The 26,066-nt window shown below is 46.9% G+C and carries 19 protein-coding genes and 1 tRNA gene; 15 read left to right on the top strand and 5 right to left on the bottom strand.

The features are described from left to right. Positions 1-68 precede the first annotated feature (68 nt). The 3 genes from ABD949_RS15865 to ABD949_RS15855 all read left to right on the top strand — a co-directional run bounded on the left by ABD949_RS15865 (position 69) and on the right by ABD949_RS15855 (position 8,467). Complete coding sequence (locus ABD949_RS15865) at positions 69-3,209, top strand: BPTD_3080 family restriction endonuclease (RefSeq protein ID WP_345244832.1); 3,141 nt, start codon at positions 69-71, stop codon at positions 3,207-3,209. A 14-nt stretch (positions 3,210-3,223) separates the two neighbouring features. Next, the gene (locus ABD949_RS15860) at positions 3,224-5,764 is read left to right on the top strand and encodes a site-specific DNA-methyltransferase (RefSeq protein WP_345244831.1); all 2,541 of its coding nucleotides are present in this window, start codon (positions 3,224-3,226) and stop codon (positions 5,762-5,764) included. Positions 5,765-6,913: 1,149 nt separating this feature from the next. Further along, the gene (locus tag ABD949_RS15855) at positions 6,914-8,467 is read left to right on the top strand and encodes a hypothetical protein (RefSeq protein WP_345244830.1); all 1,554 of its coding nucleotides are present in this window, start codon (positions 6,914-6,916) and stop codon (positions 8,465-8,467) included. 462 nt (positions 8,468-8,929) lie between these two features. On the opposite strand, the gene ABD949_RS15850 is transcribed toward ABD949_RS15855, so the two are convergent. Beyond that, positions 8,930-9,064, bottom strand: coding sequence for a DUF4113 domain-containing protein (locus tag ABD949_RS15850; RefSeq protein WP_345244912.1), 135 nt, complete (start codon positions 9,062-9,064; stop codon positions 8,930-8,932). Positions 9,065-9,112: 48 nt separating this feature from the next. Here ABD949_RS15850 and ABD949_RS15845 point away from each other — a divergent pair, with 48 nt between their 5' ends. From ABD949_RS15845 to ABD949_RS15810, 8 genes are all read left to right on the top strand, one after another. Further along, complete coding sequence (locus ABD949_RS15845) at positions 9,113-10,132, top strand: HNH endonuclease domain-containing protein (RefSeq protein WP_345244829.1); 1,020 nt, start codon at positions 9,113-9,115, stop codon at positions 10,130-10,132. A gap of 2 nt (positions 10,133-10,134) precedes the next feature. Then, positions 10,135-10,512: an HIT family protein gene (locus ABD949_RS15840; protein ID WP_345244828.1), complete on the top strand. Its 378-nt coding sequence runs from the start codon at positions 10,135-10,137 to the stop codon at positions 10,510-10,512. 81 nt (positions 10,513-10,593) lie between these two features. Further along, entirely contained in the window at positions 10,594-11,451 is an 858-nt protein-coding gene (locus ABD949_RS15835) for a DNA/RNA non-specific endonuclease (RefSeq protein ID WP_345244827.1), read from the top strand. Between the two features lie 139 nt (positions 11,452-11,590). After that, positions 11,591-12,421, top strand: coding sequence for a hypothetical protein (locus ABD949_RS15830; protein ID WP_345244826.1), 831 nt, complete (start codon positions 11,591-11,593; stop codon positions 12,419-12,421). A 281-nt stretch (positions 12,422-12,702) separates the two neighbouring features. Beyond that, on the top strand, positions 12,703-13,038 hold the full coding sequence (locus tag ABD949_RS15825; protein ID WP_345244825.1) for a hypothetical protein: 336 nt from the start codon (positions 12,703-12,705) through the stop codon (positions 13,036-13,038). Positions 13,039-14,165: 1,127 nt separating this feature from the next. Further along, positions 14,166-15,446 (top strand): amidohydrolase family protein, encoded by a 1,281-nt coding sequence (locus tag ABD949_RS15820; protein ID WP_345244824.1) that lies wholly within the window; start codon positions 14,166-14,168, stop codon positions 15,444-15,446. A 91-nt stretch (positions 15,447-15,537) separates the two neighbouring features. Continuing rightward, the gene (locus ABD949_RS15815) at positions 15,538-16,326 is read left to right on the top strand and encodes a DUF4440 domain-containing protein (RefSeq protein ID WP_345244823.1); all 789 of its coding nucleotides are present in this window, start codon (positions 15,538-15,540) and stop codon (positions 16,324-16,326) included. Between the two features lie 34 nt (positions 16,327-16,360). Next, positions 16,361-17,266, top strand: a complete 906-nt coding sequence (locus ABD949_RS15810) for a DUF5829 family protein (protein WP_345244822.1) — start codon at positions 16,361-16,363, stop codon at positions 17,264-17,266. A 346-nt stretch (positions 17,267-17,612) separates the two neighbouring features. Here ABD949_RS15810 and ABD949_RS15805 read toward each other — a convergent pair whose 3' ends face one another. Further along, positions 17,613-19,613: an amidohydrolase family protein gene (locus tag ABD949_RS15805; protein ID WP_345244821.1), complete on the bottom strand. Its 2,001-nt coding sequence runs from the start codon at positions 19,611-19,613 to the stop codon at positions 17,613-17,615. Between the two features lie 1,052 nt (positions 19,614-20,665). On the opposite strand from ABD949_RS15805, the gene ABD949_RS15800 reads away from it, so the two are divergent. Further along, positions 20,666-21,103: an ADP-ribosyltransferase gene (locus tag ABD949_RS15800; protein WP_345244820.1), complete on the top strand. Its 438-nt coding sequence runs from the start codon at positions 20,666-20,668 to the stop codon at positions 21,101-21,103. 60 nt (positions 21,104-21,163) lie between these two features. Then, on the top strand, positions 21,164-21,511 hold the full coding sequence (locus tag ABD949_RS15795) for a helix-turn-helix domain-containing protein (RefSeq protein WP_345244819.1): 348 nt from the start codon (positions 21,164-21,166) through the stop codon (positions 21,509-21,511). A 225-nt stretch (positions 21,512-21,736) separates the two neighbouring features. Here ABD949_RS15795 and ABD949_RS15790 read toward each other — a convergent pair. From ABD949_RS15790 to ubiE, 3 genes are all read right to left on the bottom strand, one after another. Further along, positions 21,737-21,811: transfer RNA gene (locus ABD949_RS15790), tRNA-Val, on the bottom strand. A 123-nt stretch (positions 21,812-21,934) separates the two neighbouring features. After that, positions 21,935-22,669: a type IX secretion/gliding motility protein PorT/SprT gene (gene porT / locus ABD949_RS15785; RefSeq protein WP_345244818.1), complete on the bottom strand. Its 735-nt coding sequence runs from the start codon at positions 22,667-22,669 to the stop codon at positions 21,935-21,937. Continuing rightward, positions 22,612-23,340 (bottom strand): bifunctional demethylmenaquinone methyltransferase/2-methoxy-6-polyprenyl-1,4-benzoquinol methylase UbiE, encoded by a 729-nt coding sequence (ubiE, locus tag ABD949_RS15780; RefSeq protein WP_345244817.1) that lies wholly within the window; start codon positions 23,338-23,340, stop codon positions 22,612-22,614. Before ubiE ends, porT begins: the two co-directional genes overlap by 58 nt. A gap of 122 nt (positions 23,341-23,462) precedes the next feature. On the opposite strand from ubiE, the gene ABD949_RS15775 reads away from it, so the two are divergent. Both ABD949_RS15775 and ABD949_RS15770 read left to right on the top strand, forming a co-directional pair. Beyond that, entirely contained in the window at positions 23,463-24,680 is a 1,218-nt protein-coding gene (locus tag ABD949_RS15775) for a dipeptidase (protein WP_345244816.1), read from the top strand. Positions 24,681-24,739: 59 nt separating this feature from the next. Then, positions 24,740-26,056 (top strand): Gfo/Idh/MocA family protein, encoded by a 1,317-nt coding sequence (locus ABD949_RS15770; protein ID WP_345244815.1) that lies wholly within the window; start codon positions 24,740-24,742, stop codon positions 26,054-26,056. Positions 26,057-26,066: the final 10 nt, after the last annotated feature.

Here is a 26,066-nt window from a genome sequence, read left to right as displayed (position 1 = left end):
ATAACAACCTTTGATGATATTTACTTTTTTTCTGGTTACTTAGAGGTTCTAAGCAATGAGCAATCAGAATGCCCACCCCAGAACCTAACCCGATTCTTAACAACCCTTACGAAGAACCGCAGTTGCACTATGCGACCGATGCCACTGGTAACCTCAACTATGAGGACATCCGAACCGGTCGCCGGATATTTACACCGGACATTCAGGTGATACCCCAAAAGCAGGGTCCACAGAAGCAACTGTTCTCCGTCAATGACTACGAACCACAGTACGGTGAGCAGTTGGTCAATCTGGTGCGGAAGGAGGTCGGCAGGTGGCGAGCCGATGGTTACCCGAACACAACCCGCGTAACCAAAGAGCTGCTTGACTTCTGGTTCAACAATCCCGAGCGGATTGTCACCAAACGACTGTTCTACGCTCAGCGGGAAGCAGTCGAGACGGCTATCTGGCTCAACGAGGTGGCTGACCGGTCCAACGCCGGTACCAATATTCTCAATCGGCTGCGGGGAGCCCAGCAGACCGTTTCTGAACAGGCAGAAAGCCAGTTGCCCCGTGTAGCCTTTAAAATGGCGACGGGTACGGGTAAGACTGTGGTGATGGCGACGCTGATACTTTACCACTATTTTAACCGGCAGGAGTACCGCACCGACCAGCGATTTGCAGACAATTTCCTGTTAGTAGCTCCTGGTATCACCATCCGGGACCGGCTGGGTGTTCTGTACGTCGACACCGTTACGCAGAACCACAACGCGATTAATGACTATTACCGGCTCCGTGGGCTGGTTCCTGCCAAATACGAACCCCATCTGGAGGGACTAAACGCCCGCCTGACCATTGTCAACTACCATCAGTTTGAACCCCGTACTCTGCAAGGGAATAAGCGCAGCCCGATGGATGGTAAGATTGGTGCAGACGGCAAAAAGCAGGAGGCTAAAGAGGATTTCAATCAGGTTTTCAAGCGTATTCTCAGCAAGTTCAAGACCGGTAGCCGCTTGCTGGTCCTGAACGATGAAGCACACCACTGTTACCTGCCCAAGATGAAGGGTATCAAGTCCGAAGACGGAGATACGGAGGAGGAAAATGCCCGTGCTGCGGTCTGGTTTACCGGTTTGCGGGAAATTGCCCAGCGGTATCAGCTCCGGTACGTCTATGACTTGTCCGCTACGCCCTATTACCTCAACGGCTCCGGCTATCCGGCGTACTCGCTCTTCCCCTGGGTAGTGACCGACTTTGGTCTGATAGAAGCCATTGAAAGCGGACTGGTCAAGATACCCTTCCTTCCCGAGCGCGACAACACACAGGAGCTGACCATGCCGATGCTGCGCAATCTCTACGAACATGTGAAGGGAGACCTGCCGAAGAAAGGCCAAACTCGTCAACGGAAGGATGCTAAGGACAGCGGCAAGGAATTGACTGACGAGAAGCCAAACCTGCCCCTATTGGTCACTTCGGCGCTGGACCAGTTTGTAGACCATTATCTGGAGTATGAACAGGGCATTCGAACAATGGGCGAGGCTACGGTCAACCTGTTCAGTGAGCCGCCCGTCTTTATTGTGGTCTGTAACAATACAGGCGTATCCAAGGAGGTGTATAAGCACATTGCCGGATACGAAACCATTGACGCGGCAGGCAAGGTGCTCCCAATTCCCGGTAAATATGACATATTCAGCAACTACCATCCGCAAACTCGTCAGCCGTACCAGAAACCGCCTACCCTGCTCATCGACAGCGATGCTCTGGAGAACAGCAATCAGGTAAACGACGACTTTAAGAAGGTCTTCGCTACCGAAATTGAGAAGTTTAAGCAGGAGTACCGTATCCTACACCCGGACAAGTCGGTGGAGAACATTACCGATGGTGATATTCTGCGGGAAGTAGTGAATACCGTAGGCCGGAAAGGGGCATTAGGGTCGCACATCCGTTGCGTGGTGTCGGTATCCATGCTGACTGAAGGCTGGGATGCCAATACGGTTACCCACATCATGGGACTGCGGGCATTTGGGTCACAACTGCTCTGCGAACAGGTCGCAGGCCGTGCGCTGCGCCGTAAATCGTACCTGCTGCAAGCCTACAACCGCGAGACCGGACAGCCCATTCCCGCCAAAGACGTATACCGGTACAGGGAAGAGAACATCATTTGGAAGTTTCCGCCCGAATACGCCCACATCATCGGCGTACCGTTCAAGATGTTTAAAGGGGGAACAACAACCACTCTGCCCGAACCGACCGAACACAAACACGTCAGGGCTATTCCGGAGCGTCAATCCGCCTACGAAATCACGTTCCCTAATATAATCGGCTACCGGGTGGAAGTGGCAGAAGGTGACATCAAGGCTGATTACTCCGGTGTTGATAATTACCAGCTTGACTTTACCCGCTTCCCGGTTAGGACCATCCTTAGCCATGCGTTCGGTCACCAAGTAGAGGAGCTGGAGGTAAAGGCTCACCGCGATGAGTTGCGGGACAACACCGTTATTTATAACCTGACCAAAGAGCTGATTCGTTACCACTACGCCGACGTTGACGGTAACCGACAGTTCCAGAAGTTCAATAAGCTAAAGTCGGTGGTGGAGGAATGGTACAATACCAGATTGCAGGTTGTAGGAGAAACGGACACGACGCTCAAGCGACTGGTGATGTACGGTAGCTTCGACCACGGAGGAATGAAGCCGGTGGTTGACCACATCAATATGGGCATCTTGGCTCAGCAACAGGGGCGAGAGAAAATCATGCCCATCTTCAACCACTATAATCGGTTTGGTAGTACGGTCTACGTCAACGGCAACACCAGTAAGGAAGTGTACGAGACTGAAAACAGCCATGTCAACTATGTGGTGATGGACTCCGGCTGGGAGGGCATAGCGGCTAAAACGCTGGACGAGTTGTCTCAGGTGACTGCTTACGTGAAGAACGCCTTCCTAGGCTTCCAGATTCCTTATGTTGGACCTAACGGAAAGGACCGACAGTACTTCCCTGATTTTATCGCTAGGTGCATGACAGCGTCGGGAAATACTATTAACCTAATCATCGAAGTAACCGGCATGAATAAGGAGAAAACGGAAAAGAAGTGGTACGTTGAAAACCGCTGGCTCCCGGCCGTCAATTCCGTACGGGAACACTACGAGATAGACGAGTGGCATTTCATTGAGATTGCCAATGACATCCGCACCATCAAGAACCAACTCACCGACCTAATCAATAGCCTGTAAGCCTTTACCCCACCATGATTGAATCAATTAAGTACACTCAGGATAAACGCGCTCACATCCCCAGCAAGGAGGAAGCGGGCATGGAACCTACCAACAAAACCGAAGCCTCTTACATAAAGAATCCGGTTACCCATCGGGGACAAGACCCTGAATTATACTGGCTGGACAAGTACGGCAACGACGACCGAGACGAACTGCTGAAGGTAGACATCCGCAGCCTGTACCGGCACGAACACATCAGTCCCGAACTGCTCATTCAAAACCTGTACAAACTGAAGGAGCAGCCGAACCCACAGCTTGACCTGTTCTCCATGTTCGGCAATGCCCTGCAAATGGATGAGTTGGATAAGGTAGCCGACTATTACCAGTACTCCGACAATTGGAAGAACCGGCTTATTCAAGGTGACAGCCTACTGGTGATGGCCTCATTGCTGGAACGGGAAGGCATGGCCAGTAAAGTACAAACGATTTACTTCGACCCACCGTATGGCATCAAATACGGCTCCAACTGGCAGATTAAGCTTAATAACCGCGACGTGAAAGATGGCTCCGACGAACACCTAACCGGCGAGCCAGAAATGATAAAAGCATTCAGGGATACATGGGAGAAAGGTATTCATTCGTATCTAAGCTACCTCCGCGACAGGCTACTCATAGCCAAAGAATTGCTAACAAAGTCCGGCTCCTGCTTTGTCCAAATATCTGACACCAACGTTCATCTTGTCAGATGTATTATGGACGAGGTATTTGGAAGTGAAAATTTTGTCTCATTAATAACTTTTGTTAAAACGACAAGTAGCACTTCCAAACTTATTTCAAGTGTAAATGACTACATCGTCTGGTATGCAAAAGATATTGATTATTTAAAATATAGGCAATTATACAAATCGAAAGAAGTCATGGGAGAAGGAGCTTCCGCCTATAACAAGGTTGAACTACCGAATGGACAGCGCCGTCTTTTATCTAAGGCCGAGAGGGATGATTTAGCTTTATTGCCGCCTGGGTCAAAACTTTATAGACTTAGTGACATTACAAGCCAAAGCCCAGGTTCAAGATATACAGTGACTTTGAATGGGAAAGATTATTACCCTAAAGGATACTGGAAGACCGAGGAAAAATCAATGATTAATCTAATCAAAGCAAACAGAATAGAACCATCTAGCAATTCCCTAAATTATGTTCGCTATTTAGATGATTTTCCTGCTTATGCAATAAATAATGTCTGGTCAGACGTAGGAGTCAGTGGTGCAGAAGGCAAGTGGTATGTAGTTCAAACTACTAAAAGTGTTATCCAACGCTGTCTATTGATGACAACAGACCCAGGCGACTTGGTCCTTGACCCGACTTGCGGAAGCGGCACCACTGCTTATGCAGCCGAACAATGGGGCCGTCGCTGGATTACGATTGACACCAGCCGGATTGCACTCAACATCGCCAAGACTCGTCTGATGACGGCTACCTTCCCATACTACACGCTGTACGACGAGAAGACCAGCGACATCCGGCAGGGATTCATCTATAAGAAAGTACCGCACATCACCCTGAAGAGCCTTGCCAATGGCGAACCGGCAGAGGAAGAAACGCTGTATGACCAACCGCAGGTAGATAACAAGAAGCTACGCGTCGCCGGACCGTTCACTGTCGAGACCTTACAGAACTTCGAGCCGGTATCCCCGCAGGAACTGGATAGCGATAACCTGAGTCAAAGCGAAGTTGAGGATACCAACACCTTCGAGCAGCGCATCTTCGAACACCTGAAGTCAGCCGGAATCAAGAACGGTATCCGCAACGAGAACGCAGTGTTCAAGCGGGTAGAGCGTCGGGGTAGCGCATTGCTTCACGCTGAGGGCTTTTATAACGACGCTGAAGGCAAAGAACGCAAAGCCTACATCCACATCGGTCCCAAGTTCGGTACGGTCAGCAAGCAGGCTGTGAACGATTCGGTCAAGGAGTGTCGGGCAGCGGGTGATGCCGACTGGCTCATCATACTGGGCTTCTCGTTCGAGTCTGACATCAGCAACCAAAGTGTAACGACCAGCGTGGGCGCATTCGAGGTGACGAAGGTCCGGATGCACGATGACCTGTTGCAGGAGGGATTAACCAAGAAAAATGTCCGGTCTGCCGCATCGTTCGTTACCATCGGTGAAACTGAAATCAACCTCCACCGAAGCGGCAACGAGGTCACCACCGAAATCTGCGGTCTGGACATCTACGACCCTATGAGGGATGAGGTGAAGCCCCGTAACATTGCCGACATCGCATACTGGATGGTGGACGACGACTATGACGGTAGCAACTTCATAGTAAAGCAGGTATTCTTCTGCGGAGGAGACAAGGACGAGTTTGATAAGTTCAAGAAGGGCCTCAACGACCTAACCAAGCAGGGCACTAAGAAGAAAGCCGAGAAGACCCTTAAAATTGAACTGGACCATGATGCGTGGGACCGTCTGTATGGCCACCGGTCTCATCCAATACCATACAAGCCGGGCAAGAAGATTGCGGTGCGGGTCATCAGCCAGTTTGGCGAGGAAATTACTGAGGTACTGACGCTGTAACAGTCAGCTACACCGATTCTGCAAGAAAAAAGCCGTGGGTCACATCACGGCTTTTTTTATAAGTGTCCACAGGTGGTTTACCAATTCTCTATAGGCTTCCGATGCTATTCATATCATCTGGCCTGACTGGTCCTAAGCATCCACGTCCACGTCAGTTACTACTGAGTCGCAGATTGAAACCAACGCGCCGAGTGGACCGACTCAGCACAGAGCTGTATTACCCGTCCATCCTCAACGGTACCCACGGTTACCCACTGAGAGAAAATCCCCTACAACCAGCGATATTTTCCGAGACTGGGTCTCTTTGTCTATCCGCCAGAGATAGTAGCTCCTGAGCAAAGTTCGACCGGTTCATTGGCCAATATGGTAACGAGTATGTAGCCCCGATTACATACCCGAAGTAGAACCTTTCTGAAGCACATTACCTATCCATTTAGCTTGAGCAGCATTCCGGACGAGGGGTTGCCCCCAAAGGTCAGGCATCGGCATCAGCAACAGGTCCACCGCTGCGATGTCAACTTGGTCGGTATGCAGATACCATAGTCACTCCTCCATACCATTCAGCTCTTAATCAGATTCTCAGCTCTCCATCCATGATTCTTCCATTGAGGTTGTTTAAGAGTAGCGGTCACATGAGGCTTATTAGCAGCGACTGAGGAATTGAATGCAGCAAAACGCCCTACAGGACCAGAATTTTACCCAAACGTCTATCTCGTCTTTTTTTGGGAGAAAGCTTCTCCTTGGTCAAACCATACCTACTGATAACCACGAATCCTAAACCAAGCACAGACTGAGCAGACGGATTATCGACCATAAATCCTCTCAAGACTAACCAAGATGGCGAGGTGCTGTCGGACTCCGTTTCTCTCCGTCCGACGCATCGGCGTTGTGTTATATCCGTGAATCTTCTAGTAAACGCGTTGCCTACAACAATAGTGAAGCAGCGCTGAGAAAAGACACAAATGGTCCTGTCAGCCATTACCACAATCCAAATAACCTTCAGAGTGCATAGGCTCACCTATAACAATCTGTACCGAAAATAGTACATTGTTCTGATAATTGTATTTTTCTGTACTAAAATCGGTACAATATTTCCCCATGGAACCTATTTGTAAAATTTTATATTGTATAAATAAACTACTGTATACAATGGTAAAAGTAAGACAACCATACCCAGACAAATTACCAGTCAGGATACCGGATAACCTCGACCTAAACAGATTGATAGCGCAGTCACCACCTGACTTCAAATGCAATGTTGAGTTTCTCAAGTATATCATCCACCAGATATGGGAACGACCTATATGGGACCGGAAGACAGCCAGTCAGGGAAGCAATCCATACGTCAACCTGAATGCAGATATACTTCAGAAAATGAACAGAAAATACAACTTACATATGAAATATCTGGAACATCATCATGTCATTAAAATTAACCCGAGCTATAGAACAGGAGAACATTCCATGTCATACAGATTGACCCAGAGGTACCGACACGGTATACGGGTCGACGAGATAACCGACAGGAAACTGATACGCAAGATAGAGGATAGTAGAAGGGGATACGAGTTATCAGCTAAGCAACAATACCCGTACATAGTGAAATGGCTGGATGGAATCCAGATTGATGTTAAAGCAGCAACCAAGTATATAAAGGAATGGAAGAAACGTAACTTATCACCGAGGGATGGAAGGCCAATATCTGAGAAACGCAGAGAAAAGATAGAACGTAAATATCATGTGTATGAGTACATGATAGAAAGAATAGCAGACAAGCAATGGCCGGTGAAGGTAGACGAAAAGGCAGGACGGTTACATACACCACTAACGAACTGTCTCAAGGCGTTACGGAAGTTCATATCGTACAGAGGAGAGAAAATAACAGCGGTTGACTTATCATGTTCACAACCGTATCTGTCCCTACTACTATTCAGAAAGAATTTCTATATGAACAAAACAGTTAACAACCATCAATTACTAAACGTACAAGAACTGAACAAGGTAAACAGAGAGAATATGGAGGTGAGGAAAGATAGAGTACTTAAGTACTTAGACGAATACATCAGTAGAACCAAGACAAGACGTATCCACAGTAACAACTATATTACCAATACACATACATACCAGTTTATACACCCTATGCCAGGAAAAAGAAGACAACCTTCTGATAAAGAGAAGGTTAATGGAGGGGTATATTTAAAATTTGATACAGAGGATTACGGAGTGTTCCAACGAGAAGTAGAGGGGGGTACACTATATGAGTATATGCAGAACCAACTCACAGATACAACCGATGGGGTAAACAAACCCCTGGACAGGAACAAAGTTAAGAGGGTAGTACTTACGGCCATGTACGCGTCAGATGCTATGACGGGTGATAGACACGAAAGTTACCTCTACGCAAACAAGCAGCGATTCAAAGAGTTATTCCCCTCCGTATATGAGCTGTTCAGAATAATAAAAGAGGAAAAACACAGTACACTGGCCCTTTTACTCCAAAACGTGGAGTCGATAATATTCCTCAAGCGCGTTGCCAAACGCATCGCTAAAGAACATCCTACTATTCCTATTATTACCATCCATGATTCCATCTGTACTACGGTTGGTAATGAACACTTTGTGGAGAAGATAATGATGGAGGAAATAGAAAAAGCCACTGGCGTCAAACCAAACCTGAAGGTGGAAGCGTGGGCATCTGAATGAATTATAGACGAACGGATAATCTTCCGTTTAAGCCCTCCTCTTAGAGCGAAAAGCAAGGCATTCATACAGAGAAGAGAAAGGTCTCAGAAAGCTTAAAAAAGCCCTTCCTGAGCCTTTGTATCGCGTCGACAATAAGGCAGAATTTCTGGAGAATTTCTAGAGAGAAGTAACACGTGTGCATCTGGTCCTGCTTCTCTTTTACTACAAAAGGCAACCTATCTGCTGACTGAACAAACAGATTTATATATTACTGCGTGAACAGAATGTAACATTATCCATGAAAACTTTTTAGTAGTCACATATAAGCATTAATAGAATAAAATTTGGAAAAACCGAAAAGGAATAAAGAGCCCTTATGCCAGAAACCGGAGAAACTTCAGCCTTGCTGGTTACCCAAAGTAGCCGGTTTTCAGAACGTGAGCCAGTCGGTCACCGGGGTCCTTATGAGTACCTGACTTCAGGTCACCTGGTCACCATTAGGTCACCCCATCGGGTCGTGTAGCATGGCGACAACCATTCCTGTCGTAGCCGCCACATGCGGTCAAAGCCCTGAGCTGCTAACCGTCTCTTATAGTGTGGCCATCTTCTGTTGCATATTGATTAACTTGATATTGATTAACTTGTACATGATAGGCCATTTAACTCATGACTGACTTTCACATTACAGACACTTCCCTCGAATCTCAATGGCGGGCAATTATCCTGTTTGGTAAGAACTCCGCTACGTATAAGTTTGCTTTTGCAAAGTCTTTGTTAGAACTGATTGAACAGGAAAGGACCACTGTCAGCTTAAGAGACCTGGCTGAGCCATTTTCCCAGCATATTATAGAACACCTTCGGGCAAACGATAAGCAGGGCAATTCTGGCTCAAGCAGTTTCTTAGATATGTGCAGAGCCTTCATGAACAGTAAGGTACCCAAGGATGAACTATTAGCTGTAACAGAGAAGATTGGATTTGTCAATGTGGTCGATGCCTTTCAGGTTGTAAACAGTGGCATCATACCCAAGCCCTTTTATGAGAAGAACTATGCGCACCGTAAAAAGGAGCTTGTACTTACCGACAATCTGCTGAGTCTTAAGGAGTCATTTCACTTCCAGAACTTCGACCAGGAAACCGAAGCACGCTGGAAGTTGGTGGAGACAGCTTGGAACCTGAACATAAATCCTAACTTGCTTGAGGTACAATATGACGAAGATAAGGGGCTGTTTTTCCTTGAGAGCAATTTCATGCGACGAAAAGATATTACCTCGGTACGTGACTCATTAAACGGCTACCAGAAAGGTAAATGTTTTTATAGCTTTCAGGATATATCGGTAGTGACGAGTTCTGACCGACTGTGCGATGTAGACCACTTCCTGCCACATGCCAATAAGAGACTTCATGAGCAAGCAAACATTAATGGAGTCTGGAATCTAGTCCTAGCCGATAAATCCATAAATCGACAGAAAAGCGCAAGGGTACCGGAAATAAAGTACCTCCACCGGCTTTACAAGCGCAATGAGTTCTTTATTGATAGTAAGCATCCTTTGGGCGAAACCATCATAAACCAGACCGGGAAGACTCCAAAAGAACGCGAAGAATTCCTTAGGAAGCAGTATCGAATTGCAGTAGACAGTTCCATCCATACATGGAAGCCATCCATTGAGTTTCCGGCTACCTTCTAGGCATGAGCGTATTTGATTCAGTACCTGAAAGTTCGGTTTTGTACCGGGACGAGCTGTTTTATATAATAAAGGATAAATATCCTGTATCACCAGGACATGTGATAATCATCTCGGTTAAGTCCCGCATCGATTTCTTTGCCTTGGATGACGAGGAGAAACAGCATATGGCCAAAGTAATTGACCTTGGAAAAGCCCTCATAGAAAAGGAGTACTCCCCTGACGGCTATAATATAGGTATGAATTGTGGCGAAGCGGCTGGTCAAACGGTCATGCACTTTCATTGTCATCTGATACCCAGATACACCGGAGACATGGAAGACCCCAGAGGAGGTATAAGGCACTGTATCACACGCAGGGGGTATTATTCTGCCGATGAATAGCGAAACCGCTTTGTTGTAAGATGTCAACATGCTTCAAACCTAGCAGCTAAATCTGCGTTCAAGAAGCAAAAGCTTTAATCTATGAACCGCCTCCGTTACCTGATACTGCTACTCTTAAGTGTTTCCATTACTCTTACGAATTGTAAAAGAGACTCCCAACCAGAGCCCCAGAATACTACTCCTACCCGTGACGATAATCTGGCTATGGGCAATCCGGATGGAGCTAATACCGGCAGTCCTGACAAATACCTGATTACCCGACCAACCTATACGTTATCGTATAATCTAGATAGGGGAATTGCGAATTGGTGTTCATGGCATCTATCTTCGGCATGGAAGGGTAGTGCATCCCGGTATAGTGGAAACTTCATTCCCGACCAAACACTACCTTCCGGCTGGTACCAGGTGCGACATGCTGACTACACCAATACCGGCTACGACAGGGGACATCTTTGTCCATCGGATGATAGAGATGCTACAGATGCGGAGAACCAATCAACCTTCATTCTAACCAACATCGTACCGCAGGCTCCTAAGCATAACCGGGAGAGTTGGCGATTACTGGAAGAATACAGCCGTAAACTGGTGGAACAAGGGAATGAATTGTATATTATTGCCGGAACATCGGGCAAAGGAGGCGAAGGAGATAACGGGAAGGCTGATGCACTAGCTGGCGGTAAAGTAACGGTGCCTAATGCCCTGTGGAAGGTCATTGTCGTGCTACCGGTCGGAAGTAACGATGTGCAGCGGATAAACGCACAGACAAGAGTTATAGCGGTCTGGATGCCGAATACCAATGCAGTAGGGGAACAACCATGGGTGAATTACCGAATAAGCGTAGATGAGGTAGAGAAGCGTACGGGGTACAACTTATTGTCGAACCTGCCGGAGAGTGTGCAGCAGGTTATTGAAGTAGGAGTAGACAAAATTACTATTTAGAGTACAGTAGTATCCAAATCCATTATTGTATTCTCTAACCAATCGATAAATAGCAGGGATACCTACTTTACTTTTGATATTATTTTTTCGAAAATAGCTAGCGAAGGTATGCGTTGTTGCATTTTTCGCTTTGCTAGATATGTATAAAATTATACTCTGGGGCATTGCAATATTACTATATGTATATGCAGTAGGAGTGACTTACGTGGAAAATGATTTATCGCTAGGACTGGTTTTAGCAGCCCTAAGCTCCCTTATTTCTCCAGAAACAGAAGATAATAAAAAGCTATTTAAAGATATTCCTGTATGGGTGAGATATTTACTTGGAGTAATAATTACAGTAGTTTGCTTTTATTATTTTTGTAAGTATAATCAACCGATAAAAAACATCTTTATTGATACAAGCAAAATCTCTAATCCTGTTACAAAAAAAACTGAATATACAATAATATTGATGGATATTGGCGCAGGTTATCTGCTGCTTTTTTATATATATTTTTTTTCTTTTTTTCTTTATTTTATCGGTATTCTTTTAATTATTGATTGGGGTTATTTAGGTATCTTATTCATTATTCATGTTTTTAAAAAAGGCTTTAATAAAAAAAATATAACTTCATTCAAGTCCCCGTTTAGCAATATTAATTATCATATTTTTATTTACATTTCTGTTTTAATTTTTATTCTTTGGTTTTTCTTTCCAAGCTACAAACAGATACTTTTGCAAATTAAACAATTCGTATTTGGTACTAACGTTGGTATAAGTATCTGCAAGTTTTCAACTTGCATAACGAGGCTTTCTAACGTTTTTATATCGATAGGAGCAGCGCCTTCTCTTGCTAAAATTTGGTCGGCTTTTGTGTCTATAACAAGTATTTGGGCTTCTTTTGAGGGGGCTTCAAATATGTTTAAATTTTTAACGAAAAAGTTAAATACTGAATCAAGTCAAGAAAGTAAAGAAGTTAATAGTTAATAATAAAAATAATCTGTGTACCGGCACTCCTTAAGTAGCCTTCATTTACACTTAAACCTCTGAGTCAGTCCACAAAGACATAACAAAGGTTTTTGATAATATTAATACTATATAGTTAAGGGCGGTAGCTCGTTCCGGTTAATACTGCATCCCTACAGCATACACCCTTTTACACAAGGTTCTTACCGGATACTAAGTCCACAGTGTGTCTTCATCGGCTTCGATGTAGCTTGACTTCAGGAATGGCCTAAGTGCTGTTCTCATTCTTTATAACTGGAGCGATGGTAGCACTACAGAATAAATCGCTTGGGCATCGGCTGGCAAAAACGGCCTTTATAAGCGGCATCGTCGGTATTCCGCTATGGGCACTTTCGTATGTCTGGATTCCCTTCCGGCTAATGGGACAAGAAACAGAAGCGGTCTGGTCATTCGTCGTGATTAGCGAGATTATGGCAGAAGTTGTGGGTATTATAGCTATTGCTGCCGGTCTGATAGCAAAGAGGTCGGTAGAGCCGGGTAGTGTAGCCCTCCATCAAGCCACACGAGGAATCATCCTGGGGGTAGTGGTTTGTATCTGTGTTATCGTCTTCAATGCTATAGGTATTCTCTTCTTCTAATTTTATACACCCGCTTCAGCGTAGTAACAAGTACAGAGAAGGCAGGGTAGGCACTTTTCAGAATAACCTGTAGGATGTATACGACGTTCCGGTTAATACTGCTTGAAGCTGCCCTACCGCTCTTACCAACTCCGCAGTATCCACCCGCATTCCGGCGAAATCAGCTCATTACCGGATGTGGCTATTACCCTTTCCGGCACCCTACACTTGTTTGCTGCTACTTGCTCAGTTTTTCAGACATCTAATGATTATTTCGGTTATTCCCTATAGCTCTTTGTAGCACCATAATATTTAACAGAACGAAGTAAAAACCGGCTGCTGCTTAGTGGCCGTTTTTTTATGCTCCTGGCATCAGTCTATTTCCGGTGCATTACGTTTATAATCCGCCAAATAGCAGGATACCGGGTACTTATTTGCCGATTCGACAACACCCGCTCTTCTGCTCTGTTTACCGGACTAAATCACGAACAAGCAGATTATCGGCTCAACTCTGGAGATTCCCTCTTGTATATACCAGGAGTGAGCTAAACAGGGAGGCAGATTAAGGAAGAAGTTCGTTCCGGTCAATACCTGCTATCAAGTCAAGTACCAGCTCTTAAGATACGCTGATTGCAACCTTCTCCTGTCTGACTACATCACAACGCCATTACCGGTATAAAATAAACAAGCCCTATATCAGAGATACGGGCTGTCTGGTCTACTCAACGTTATGAAAACTATATCTATGCTTGTACGGTGGGGCCGGAAAACCCTTTGTTCAATTAGTCTCGCATATTGAACACTACAAAGGTATAGCCCCTTACTAAACCCTAAATTGAAAGCGGGTTAAAAACGGAGTACAGCAGGTTAAAAGGTGGTGAAAAGCCTCAGACTGTTTACTTGCTGATTATTAGTCCTGCCCCCCTTACCGTTCGCTCAAAAGTATTGTAACCTACCGGTTATATATTCTTATATTCCACTTCTTTACTTAGCCTTACCCGTTGATGATACGCTGTTTTCTGTTTGTCTTATTAGCTTGTTGCCTCATCAGTTTAGCACAAAGTCCTAATCAGGAGCCTATCGGGAATACCGTTGCTTTTACTAATGTTACAGTGGTTGATGTAATCAGTGGGGAGTTGAAACCCGATATGACGGTACTTATCTCTGGTAACCGCATCTCGGCTCTGGATAAGAGTAGAAAAGTACGCATTCCCAAACAGGCACAAGTGATACCGGCAAAAGGGAAATATCTGATTCCCGGTCTCTGGGATATGCATGTGCATGTCGCCGTATCACGGGATTACCGAAGCTATGTCTACTTCCCGCTCCTGCTGGCTAATGGCGTTACCGGCGTTCGGGATATGTGGACCACCCCCGATGACCTTAAACTCATACGAGCCTGGAAGGATAGCGTAGAAACAGGACAAAAGCTTATTCCCCAGATAGCCGTGGGTAGTACAATTGTGGATGGCGTTCCGGTAATGCATCCTAACTCATTGGGAGTTGCTAACCCCGAAGAGGCCAGACAGGCTGTACGTATGCTCCACCAGGCCGGTGCAGGGTTCATTAAAGTTTACGAGCTCCTTTCCCGCGAAAGTTATTTTGCTATTGTCGATGAGGCTAAGAAGTTAGGGATTCCCATTGCCGGCCACATCCCTCAGCTTATAACCGCACGTGAAGCTTCTAATGCTGGTCAACGCACTATAGAGCACCTAGCAGCGCCCACCATTTTTGTTGCCTGCTCTTCGGATGAAGAACGGTTTAAACAGATGAAACCCGAAGACTGGACATGGCCACTTCGTGGTGAATTGCTTCAGTCCTTCAGCGAGCAGAAGTGCCGTGAACTGGCAGCTGTTTTTCTGAAAAACGATACATGGCTTTGTCCGACTAATGGTATTAATCGGGTATACTTCTTAGGAGATGGGCCGGAGTTTAAAAAAGATAATCGACTTCGCCGTTATGCACTAGCCAGTCATGTCGGAAATAGGTGGTTCAAATATCCGGAACGGTTCAAGCCTGAAACTCGCCCGATACGGGAACTGTATGTGCAGAAAGGCTTAGAACTAATCCGAATCATGCACAGTATGGGTGTGCCGCTTTTAGCGGGCACAGACCTGAATAACCCTTTTATCTACGCTGGTTTTAGTTTACATGATGAACTGGAGCTATTCGTAAAAGCCGGATTATCCCCACTGACAGCCTTGCAAACGGCAACCATCAATCCCGCCAAATACCTCGGCAGAGAGAAAGAAATGGGCACTGTGGAGGAGGGTAAGCAGGCCAATCTGGTGCTGCTGGATGCTAATCCGCTCGATAACATCAATAATGTGCGGAAGATAGGGGCTGTGGTCGTCAATGGGCGGTACTTACCGAGGGAAGCTCTGGATAAGCTGCTGGTCGAAGCTGAGTCTATAGCAAAAGATAAATAAAATATGTCTATCTATTCAATCAATCGTAATTAGATATTCTGTACTATCTCTTAACTAACAATCCGTCTAAACCTTTATTCCCAAGTTTCCCATGAGAAAGGTATTTTTAACCGCCGTATTGCTGATTACCGGGTCTGCTATAGCTTTTAGCCAAACCAACGCCAGTGGAAGCAACGCATCCACAAGTAGTGAGGAGCAAGCTGTTTTACAAGTAGAACAGGAATTCTTTAAAGCCCTAAATCAGGGGGATGCAAATGCAATAACATCAATAATAGCAGACGAGTTTATAGGAGTCCTGCAAGGGGCTGGACTATCTAAACCGGCTCTTCTAGCCCGTTTACCGCGTATTTCACAAAACTACTCGTATAGCGGCTCCGATATGAAAGTTAAGACCCTAGGCGAAACCGCAGTGGTTTACGGGCGGTATAGTGTAGGATTAAAAGGAAGTAAAGATGAAATAGTTAATACATTCTACTACCAATTCACCGACACCTTCATCAAACGGCAGAAGCGATGGCAACTGGCCGTTACTCACGCGAGCCGGATTCCTTACTGGCGAGTGCGTCAGCCGGAAGACAAAGAATTACAGCGCCTGACTGCATTGAGTTGTAAACAAGAGTCTTCGCTAAAATCGCAAAACTCCGATACCCCAGCTTACATCCGATTTACCAACACCACCAATCAGCCTGTTACTATTTATTGGCTTGACTGGCAGGGTAAACGCGACCCTTTGGATAGCCAAAAGGCTGTAGTGCAGCCAGGTCAATCAAGCTTTCAGTATTCATATGTGACCCACCCATTCGTCATAGCTGATTCAAAAGGGACTTGCCTGGCAATCTATCAGCCTAGTGCTGAACCCTCACTGGCCGTTATCAAATAAGGTCAAGTTGTTCATATATCCAAAAGCTTCCCTGATGAAGACTCAATCTATTCTTCAGACTTTGCTCGTGGGAATCTTTGCCATTCCAATGCTGGCAATGAGTATCCAAAAACGGAAGCCTGCTTCAACAGAACCCATCTACTTAAACCATTTCTACATGGTTCTGGATTCGGCTACATTCAAGGCGATTGCATCAGACGAGTTTCTCCAGAAACAGTTTGCCGTTCCCGAGCAACGGACAACAGTCCGCAAAGATATAACCTATATGGCATTGTATTTCTACGGGGCTAATACGTATATAGAATTCATGGAGGCATCGCAAGCAAAGCAGATTGGCTTGGGAGCACCCTTTGGGATTGCTTTAGGTGTAGATGAGGCTGGTGGACTGCAAGCTTTGGAAAAGCAGATACCTACGGAAATCGACCTTAACCCAGAGCCACGAACCCGCCTTTTCGATGACAAACAATTAGGATGGTTCTTTATCGCAAGGCCCAAAAACCTTCCCTACATCAATCTTTGGCTCATGGAGTGGCACCCTGAATACTTAACAGCTATAAAGTCAAAAGTAAGCCCGCAAGAGACTACCGTAAGTCGAAAACAGTTCATTGAAAGTTATTCGGGAGTTTTAGGAAAGAACCCGCAGAAGGCTTACCTCCAAGATGTGATAGGGCTTACTATCAGTCTCGATAAAACAAGAGCTGCGAGGCTTGTAGATGTTGTACAGTTACTGGGATACCGCACGAGCACCAAAAGCAATACAACACTGCTGCAAGGCCCGGATTTTACCATGACAGTAGTTGCCGAAGCAGACTCTACAAAGGCCCGTGGCATTCAGCAAATCAACATGCGTACGCGAGCTACTCCCACAAAAACGGTACATCATTTCGGCACGTCTACCCTGCGATTTGAACGAAACAATTTGGCGACATGGTCTTTTTAACTAACGTTCGAGAAGATGTTCTATGAGGTAGTGCATTCCGGTTAATACCTGCAAAGAGGACGTACCTGCCTTGTCCTGAACACTTTTCCGTAGGTTAACTACCCTGCCTACCCTAACAGGACATCACTACATTTCGATTAATGCAGAAGGTGCAGACTAAGACGGTGGCTGCATGGTCCGGTGTGGCTCGCCATCGCTCAGCAATTAACCGGAATGCTGTGAGGCATAAGTGGTACCTAGTTGTAGCGCATCATATTCAGACTAAGAAGAGAGGCAGTTATGATGTTCTTGAAATGCTGTAAAGCTAGGTCAACGGTGGTCAGTTAATGAATGGATTGTCCTTACATCAATAATAATATTTCCAGCCTTCTGATGCAAAAAGCTGTTTTGGCCTGTAAAGCTTGCCGTTCTTTATAACCCATTCAACCCGGCGAATGTCGCTGATGTTTTGGGCAGGGTTGCCGTCTACCAAGATAAAATCTGCCGCTCTGCCAATTCCTATCGTTCCGAATGTGTTTTCTAATCCGCAGTGTTTAGCGGCATTATAGGTGGCAATTTTCAATACTTCCTTAGCCGGAATACCTGCTTTAACATAAAGTTCTAGTTCGTGATGTAAAGCAATTGCGTTTCCTCCGTCTGTCCCAGCATTAAGGGGAATGCCGTTATCGTAAAGAAGCTTTACCATTTTCATCATATTCTGAAAAGTAGAACGGTACAGGTCTTTTTTATCCTCCCTGCTAACGGCTACTTTTATGGAAAGGTCATTACGAAGAGTGGCAGGTAACCAGTTTGCAATGGACTTCATCATCCCGCTGGTATCCCCCTTAAAATCCCTGAATCTACCTGATTGAAGGTTCATCGTTGGGTCAACTGCTACTGCTTTCTCTTTCAGCAGTCGAATAAACGACTGAACCGGCTCACTGCGTAAGTCAAGAGCACCTGCTCGCTCACCTACCGCGCTAAAACGTACAGGCGTCCGCGTATCTAGGGTGTCCTCCAGAAAGTTCAGGAAGAGAAAGTTCATATGGGTGAGTTCATTATACCCTTCTTTTACTGCCTTTTCTGCCTTCATGAAAGCAGGAATATGGCCACCCACACGCATCCCGAGCTTATGAGCTTCGGCACAGATAGGTTTTACCCATTCAGGATTTATGGAACTGTACAACTTTATCTGCTTGTACCCTAACCGGTAGTAATCTTGTACGGCATGTATTGCCTCATTCAACGAAGAGACAATTTTTCCGGCTGGTGCTTGAAAAGGCCCCTTCCTGTCGATTAAGCCGGAAGTATAACTAATGTCAGGTCCTAACAGTTGATTAGCCGCAATCTGCTTTTTATATAAGAGCACTATATTGGCATTACCCATCTCACGAACGTGGGTAACACCGCCCGCTAAGTACCAAAGCCCTCTATCTTTATAGTAATGGGTGTGCATGTCCCATAAACCTGGCATCAGAAACTTTCCTTTGGCATCAATAATAGAGTCTGCTTTCACAGTTCTTTTTTCGGCAGAGGGGAATATGGCCGTTATTTTTCCGTTAATGACCTCAACGGTCATATTCTTTTTTACACTAGCGTTAGCAGACTCAAAGACGGAAGCATGTGTAATCCATAAACGAGAAGGTACAACGGTAGCAAACCGCCGCATTTGCTGAGTATTATAAGCTTGACCTGCTTGTTCCTGTAGCATCACTAAAGTATCTGCTAAGGTTTCAAATCCTTCCTCAATAATAGAAAAAGAGGGAAACACAGTGGCAAAATATCGCAGGTCCTTAGTGAGCCATATATACTGCGGCATGGGTTCGTTAGCGGCATGAATAGCAAACAACTTAAGAGGAAGCTGTTTGCCTTTATAAGATACAGTTTTTAGGTCTGCTTCCTCCAGGCGAATTGAGTCGTTAGCTATGGTTACTCCTTTTTTATCTTTCTGCCGTAACAGCCAGTTAATCTGGAGTTCATAAAGTGCAGGAATCATTCCTGATTGATACCACCCATTATTGAAATTTCTGGTTGTACGACTTCCGTTAATATTCTCAACCGCAGAATCACCAATTACTTCAAAGGTTTCAGAATAAGGATTTTTATTATAGTTAATTCCCGTTGTTAGGGAAGACGTAATCAGTCCGTCTTTACTAGTTTTTACAATTGACCGTACATTCGGTCCCCGGCCACGGTCATTGTAATAGTAGATGTAATGGTAATCATTAGTAGCCTCGTGCCATGATTTTAATTTGCCCTGGATAGCACCACTCATGACTACCGAATAAAATGTAGTATCAGTGGCTTGGCTCCGGCATAAAGTAACAGAAATGATACAAAGGAATACTAAGCTGTAGAGTACTTTCATTTTAAGGTTAAAAATGGCAACGCATAGCCAATATAATGAAATTCAGCGGTTTGTTATTACTCCTCCGGTCAGAAATGGTTGCGATTTAACGAACGGTTATACGGCCTGATACCTATTTTGACCTTTTTTGTGAAAAGTGCCTGCCCTGCCTACCCTGATAGGACGTTACGGCATTCCGGTTAAATTCACACAGGGATAGGTCAACACACTAAAGGTTATCCAGAATAGACACCACAAGGCTACTAGACCGCTATTAATCTGCCGAATTTAACCGGACTCATCAACGAATCTGATGGAATTACCGATAACACCATAACTAGGCCAAAGCTCGTGCAGTCGTCTATTTTGTGCAGTTCTTCAGGTGACGGGTAGAACCCATCAACGTCTACACCCTATGAAGCGATTCCGATACCTCCGCAACTTAGCTCCCTATATTGCCTGCTTACTCGCTCAAGGCTTCCTGCTTAGCCTCATGTCCTTCATCTTCTAATATCAATCCAATCCTTTATGCCGGTCATCACTCGGCAATTCCTGGCCGGTGTAGGTATTAAAGATTAAGCCGTATAAGAAGGTATCAATGTAGCAGCTCTTGCTCCTTCCGGTGAACAAGCTATACACCGCTATAGCTGATGTTTTCCTTCTGTATCCTGGTAGAATGCCGATAGAAATCCTTTACTACGGCACCAGTAGTATATCTGTATATACCAGAACCCATTGGTAAAAATGGCGTCCTTTTCAAAACCCCCTCTGCCCTTCAGCAGAAAAGATTTAAGCCCTTAGTTACCGAAAGTCGCACTTTTTTGAGCCTTCTACGGGCCGTTAGCCCCGAGTGCGCAGGAGCAGCTTAAACCTGCAATTGAGATAGACCCCTTACACTCTTGCTAACGTCTTTCCAGTCAGTCTCCATTCAGCATATCCATTCAAGAATACAGTTATTAGTGAATCAGTGTGCATCAACAATATATTTATAGGCATTTGCAAAGCTAATACATATTTATATTATATTTGTATTGGTTAGAGCCCGCTCCCGAGGTGAATTATCGGAGATTGGTATGCAGATTATCACAGAGTTTACCCGCTCGACCTATCGGGACATTAACCGTAGCCTACTGGCTGGCGTTAACACTCAACAAGCTATTCAACTGATAGATGCTGTATCCGGTCTACCCACACTACCCGGTACAACCTACCGTACTTTCTGGGTAGATGACATTGCCGGATATACAGAACAACTTAAGACCAGCAAACTGATTACATTCAGGGCTTTTACCAGCACCAGCCGTTCTAAAGGAGTAGCAGAGCAGTTTAATGGTAATGTACGACTGACAATTGAGGGTAAGACAGGTCGTGATATTGCTGCGTGGAGTGACAATCTAGCCGAGGAGGAGACGCTTTACCTTCCGGAGTTAACCTGCCGCATAAAGAAAGTGAGAACCATTAAAATCGGCGGTAAGGTCTGGGCTGTTGAGGCTGAATTAGTAGAACTATAAAGGTTGCCGGAGCCTTGAAGCCGGAAATAATATATGCAGACTGAGCAGGATAAAGACCAAATGAAGGTACCATCTGAAGAACTGACCGAGCGGATGCAATCTGCCGGAGAAGGTATCTTTTCAGGAGAGGCTGAAGACATCGAAGAGGAGGAAATAGACCTGCCTGGCCAGTTACTTCCCGGTGGAGGGCTACGACTGTCTAACACGCCTGAAGATATACCCAAACTTATTGCTGAACTCCGCAAAATGCGCGGTATGACTCAGGCGGAACTGGGTCAGGCCATCGGTTATCCGGCTCAGGTCATTGGCAATATAGAGCAGGGTAGCCGTAAGCTGGGACTGAAGACGCTGAAGGATTTGTTCAATGCGCTGGGTGGTGACCTATACATCGAATACCGCCAGAAGTAGTCAAGCCATATAGGTAATCATCTGGTTGAGATGGCTATTCTTACCCTATACTTTTTTCGTAGCACACACCTTGAGAAGTGTACAAAAATTTTTATCTTTATATACGACTACGCTGAGTTAAGCAGATAATAGAAGTGTTCCGGTTGCAGAGTGGTTGTTTCAACTATATTTCAACCAACAACAAAAAGGCACTTAACATTGATGCTAAGTGCCTGATAATGAGGGTGGGTCCTGAGGGATTCGAACCCCCGACCCTCTGCTTGTAAGGCAGATGCTCTGAACCAGCTGAGCTAAGAACCCTTTTTCTGTCCCGCCCGTTGTTGTCGTTTGGGACTGCAAATATAGAGGGCGTAGAGGCCGTTTTGCAAGCGTTTACGCAAAAAAAATCAAAGTTTTTTGTAAGCCGTTGACCCTCAAAGGCCTTTATTCAAAGTTTAAGTAGATCGTTACGGCGTGCGACGTGAGCCGGCGAATGCTACTGTTGGCCGTAGCTGGCGTTTGCTGGAACAGATTCGGAATACCGTGGGCAAATCGTAATTCCGGCGAGAACTTGAAGAACTCGAAAAACTGCTCAAAGCCTATCCCATATTCGATCTGGAAGTCTGTGGTGTTGGTGCTGAGCCGGGTAGCACCCAGCACTTCCCGCCGGCGCACGTTGGTCTCTACACCGAACGTCCCCCCGGCTACCAGATACATCCGGGAGTTATGCCGCCGTTCGGATTTATACTTCAGCAGTAGCGGAAACTCCAGCCAGGTAGACTCGCGGGTCAGTGTCCGGCTGGTGCCGCTCTGCCCGTCAAAAATGATTTCCCGGCCGTAGAGGGATACCGCCGGGGTAAGCCGGACGTCGATGCGGTCGGTAAGGAAGCCGTTCAGGATGAAGCCAACCCGAAAACCGGTACGTTTGGGTGAGTAAATCCGTAACGTTGTGTCGGCATTGACGAAGTTTTCGCTGTATCTGATATTAAAGCGCGTGTTGGGAGCGGCAAAGTAGAAGCCGTAATGAACCGGTTTGTCGTCGTAATCCTGCAGATAAACCCGTTTGATGCGAATATCCTGCGCCTGTACCAGCGAGCAGAGGTTCCAGAAAAACAGTCCGGTCAGGATGACTTTTGACCAAGATAGATTGAGGCAATGCCGAATGTTAACGGTATCCATTTTGTGTTTGTAAACCCCGCCGTTTCAAAAACCCGCAAAAAATCCGGCCCGTCCGGAAAGGCCTGCACCGACTCGGGCAGGTAGGTATAGGCCGATTGATCCTTACTGATCATACGCCCGATAAGCGGCAGAATTGTATTCGAATAAAAAGAATAGAGTCGTTTGAAAATAAATCCCCGGGGTTTCGAAAACTCCAGCACCAGACATACGCCACCGGGACGGGTAACCCGGTACATATCCTGAAGCCCTTTCAGAAGATTTTCGAAGTTCCGTACGCCAAAGGAAACGATGACGGCGTCAAAATCATTGTCCGCAAAGGGCAAACCTTCCGAGTCTCCGGAGCGCATTTCTATTATCCGGTCAACACCCCGCTTCTGCATCTTCTCCCGGCCAATCGACAACATACCTTCCGAAATGTCGACACCCACGATCTTTTCGGGTTTCAGCGCCAGGGCTTCCAGGGCAAAATCACCCGTGCCGGTGGCTACGTCCAGAAGGGTTCGGGGCGCAAAGGGTTTGAGCTGCCGAATGGCTTTTTTACGCCAGTAAATGTCGATACCCCCGCTGAGCAGGTGATTCAGCAGGTCGTATCTGGGCGAAATGTTGTCGAACATTTCGGCAACCTGCTCCCGCTTGCTGGTGCTTTTTTCTTTATACGGAACAATAGCCATGTCTACGAATAGAGGTGCAAAGGTACAATCAAAAACGGGTGTTTAGCACGAAAGTTTGTCTTTCATACCGGAATTCTATAGTTTTCAGCTAGATTCCCAATGTTGCATTCTTTTCAAAGTGTATGACTAACTTTTTCTTTTGGACCCTGCTGCTGACCGCGCTGGTGCCCGGAGACGATGATCGCCTGCTCACGAAAGCCAGACGGCTGCATCAGCGTATGCTGAGCGTTGATACCCACGCCGATGCACCGATTAATATGGTGCGTCCCGGTTTTAACATGGGCGCTGCTCACGATACGTTTACCGATGAGTCCCAGATTGACTTTCCCCGGATGAAGCAGGGTAGCATGGATGCCATGTTCTTTGCCGTGTATACGGCTCAGGGCCCCCGCACACCGAAAGGACACCAGCAGGCGAAAGAAAAAGCCTTCGATATTTATAAAAGTGTCTACCGGGCGCTGCAGCAGTACCCGGATATGGCCGAACTGGCCACAACGCCGGACGATGCCTACCGGCTAAAGAAAGCCGGCAAACGGGCCATCTTTATCGGCATGGAAAACGGTTACCCTATCGGTAAAGACCTGTCGCTGGTGAAGGCCTTCTATGAACTGGGCTGCCGCTACATTACCCTGGCGCACTTTGCCAACAATGAAATCTGTGATTCGGCTACTGATCCCGACGGCCCGCTGCACAATGGCCTGAGTGCCTTTGGCCGGGAGGTGGTGAAGGAAATGAACCGGCTGGGGATCCTGGTCGATGTGTCGCACGTGTCCGATAGTGCCTTTTACGATATTCTGCATCTCTCGCGGGCGCCGGTTATTGCGTCGCACTCCAACGCCAGAGCCTTATGTGATATGCCCCGTAATATGACCGACGACATGATCAAGGCTATAGCAGCCAACGGGGGGGTTGTTCAGGTGAATTTCGTGCCTGAGTACCTGCGGAAACCCTCGGAGATTCACCGGCAGGCCATTGCCAAAATCCGGATGTCTACCGTGGGCAAAGTAATGAACGCGGCCATGGAGCGTCGGATTAATGCCCAGATCGACTCCGTTAATAATCACTTCGCCCGTGAGCAGCCGACCGTCGCCGACGTGGCCCGTCATATCGATTATATTGCCAAACTCGTCGGTGTGGAGTTTGTCGGCATCGGTAGCGATTTCGATGGCGGGGGCGGAGTGCTGGGTCTTGTTGATGTTACCCAGATTGAGAACCTGACGGTTGAACTGCTCAAGCTGAATTACTCCGAAGAGGACATCGAAAAAATCTGGGGTGGCAACATCATGCGGGTGCTGAAGCAGGCCAGGGTTCCGGAAGATCCCTTACAGGCTGATAAGTAACTGGGTGACTTTCCCCGCTTTTTTGTTCGATACGCATACCAAATCCTAACCCTCCTCCCATGAATCGTTCCGAGTTTTTAAAAGCGTCGGCGGTGGCCGGTGCGGCCCTGATTACCGACCCCCTGGCGGCCAGACCGTTTCTTACCCGCATGCCGGCGACTAAGTACCGTACGGCCCTGGTAGGCTCCGGCTGGTGGGGCACTAATATTGTGCGGGCAGCCCTCCAGGCCGGCGAGTCGAAGCTGGTAGCGTTGTGCGACGTAGACCAGCGCCAGTTGGTTAAAGCCGGCGAAGAAGTTGGTAAACTGACCAGCGATAAGCCGAAGCTTTACAAGGATTACCGCGAGATGCTGACGGCCGAGAAACCCGAAATCGTGATTGTAGCCACGCCCGACCATTGGCACCCGCTCATTGCCATTGCGGCTATGCAGCAGGGGGCACATGTGTACGTGGAGAAGCCCATCGGCCACACCATCAACGAAGGAAAAGCGATGGTGCGGGCGGCCCGGCAAACCGGACGCGTTTGTCAGGTAGGTACCCACCGTCGGATTTCGCCCCATAACCGCTCGGGTATGGAGTTTCTGAAGTCGGGCAAAGCGGGTAAAATCGGTATGGTGCGGGCGTTTGTCCACTATGGCGGTGGCCCCGGACAGCCGGTGCCCGAAGAGGCACCCCCGAAAGAACTCGACTGGGATTTCTGGTGTGGTCCGGCCCCGATGCGTGCTTACAACAAGCAGATTCACCCCCGCGGCTTTCGCAATTACCTCGATTACGCCAACGGCACCCTGGGTGACTGGGGTATCCACTGGCTGGACCAGATTCTGTGGTGGACGGAAGAGAAGTACCCGCGCAAGGTATACTCTACCGGCGGCCGGGCCATCAAAAAGGACAGCACCGACGCTCCCGATCACCAGGTAGCTACCTACGAGTTCGAAGATTTTACAGCCGTTTGGGAGCACCGCCAGTTTGCGGGCAATAATGCGGAGAAGACGCACCCGCAGCAGGCCGTGGGCGTGTATTTCTACGGTACGGAAGGGACTTTCCATATGGGTTGGCTCGACGGCTGGACGTTTTACCCCGTAGACCGGAACAAGCCCATCATTCACGAAGACGCCAAGCTGCACAAGCCCGACGACCAGAATATCCCCGAACTCTGGGCCAATTTCCTGGAGGCAATAAAAACGAATAAGTTGCCGGTGAGCGACATCGAAATCGGGCATCGCTCAACCAATATGGCCCTGTTGGGAATGCTTTCCCTGAAGCTGGGTCGTAGTGTGGAATGGGATGGCGAGAAGCAGGTGATTAAAAACGATCCGGAAGCCAACAAACTGCTCAGCCGCGATTACCGGGGGCAGTGGAAATACCCGGTGGTGTAAAACAAAGGGG

This window comes from Nibrella saemangeumensis, assembly GCF_039541915.1.
Lineage (GTDB): Bacteria > Bacteroidota > Bacteroidia > Cytophagales > Spirosomataceae > Nibrella > Nibrella saemangeumensis.
The sequence above is the reverse complement of the archived record's forward strand: the minus strand, read 5'-3'. Positions and strand labels throughout refer to the sequence as shown.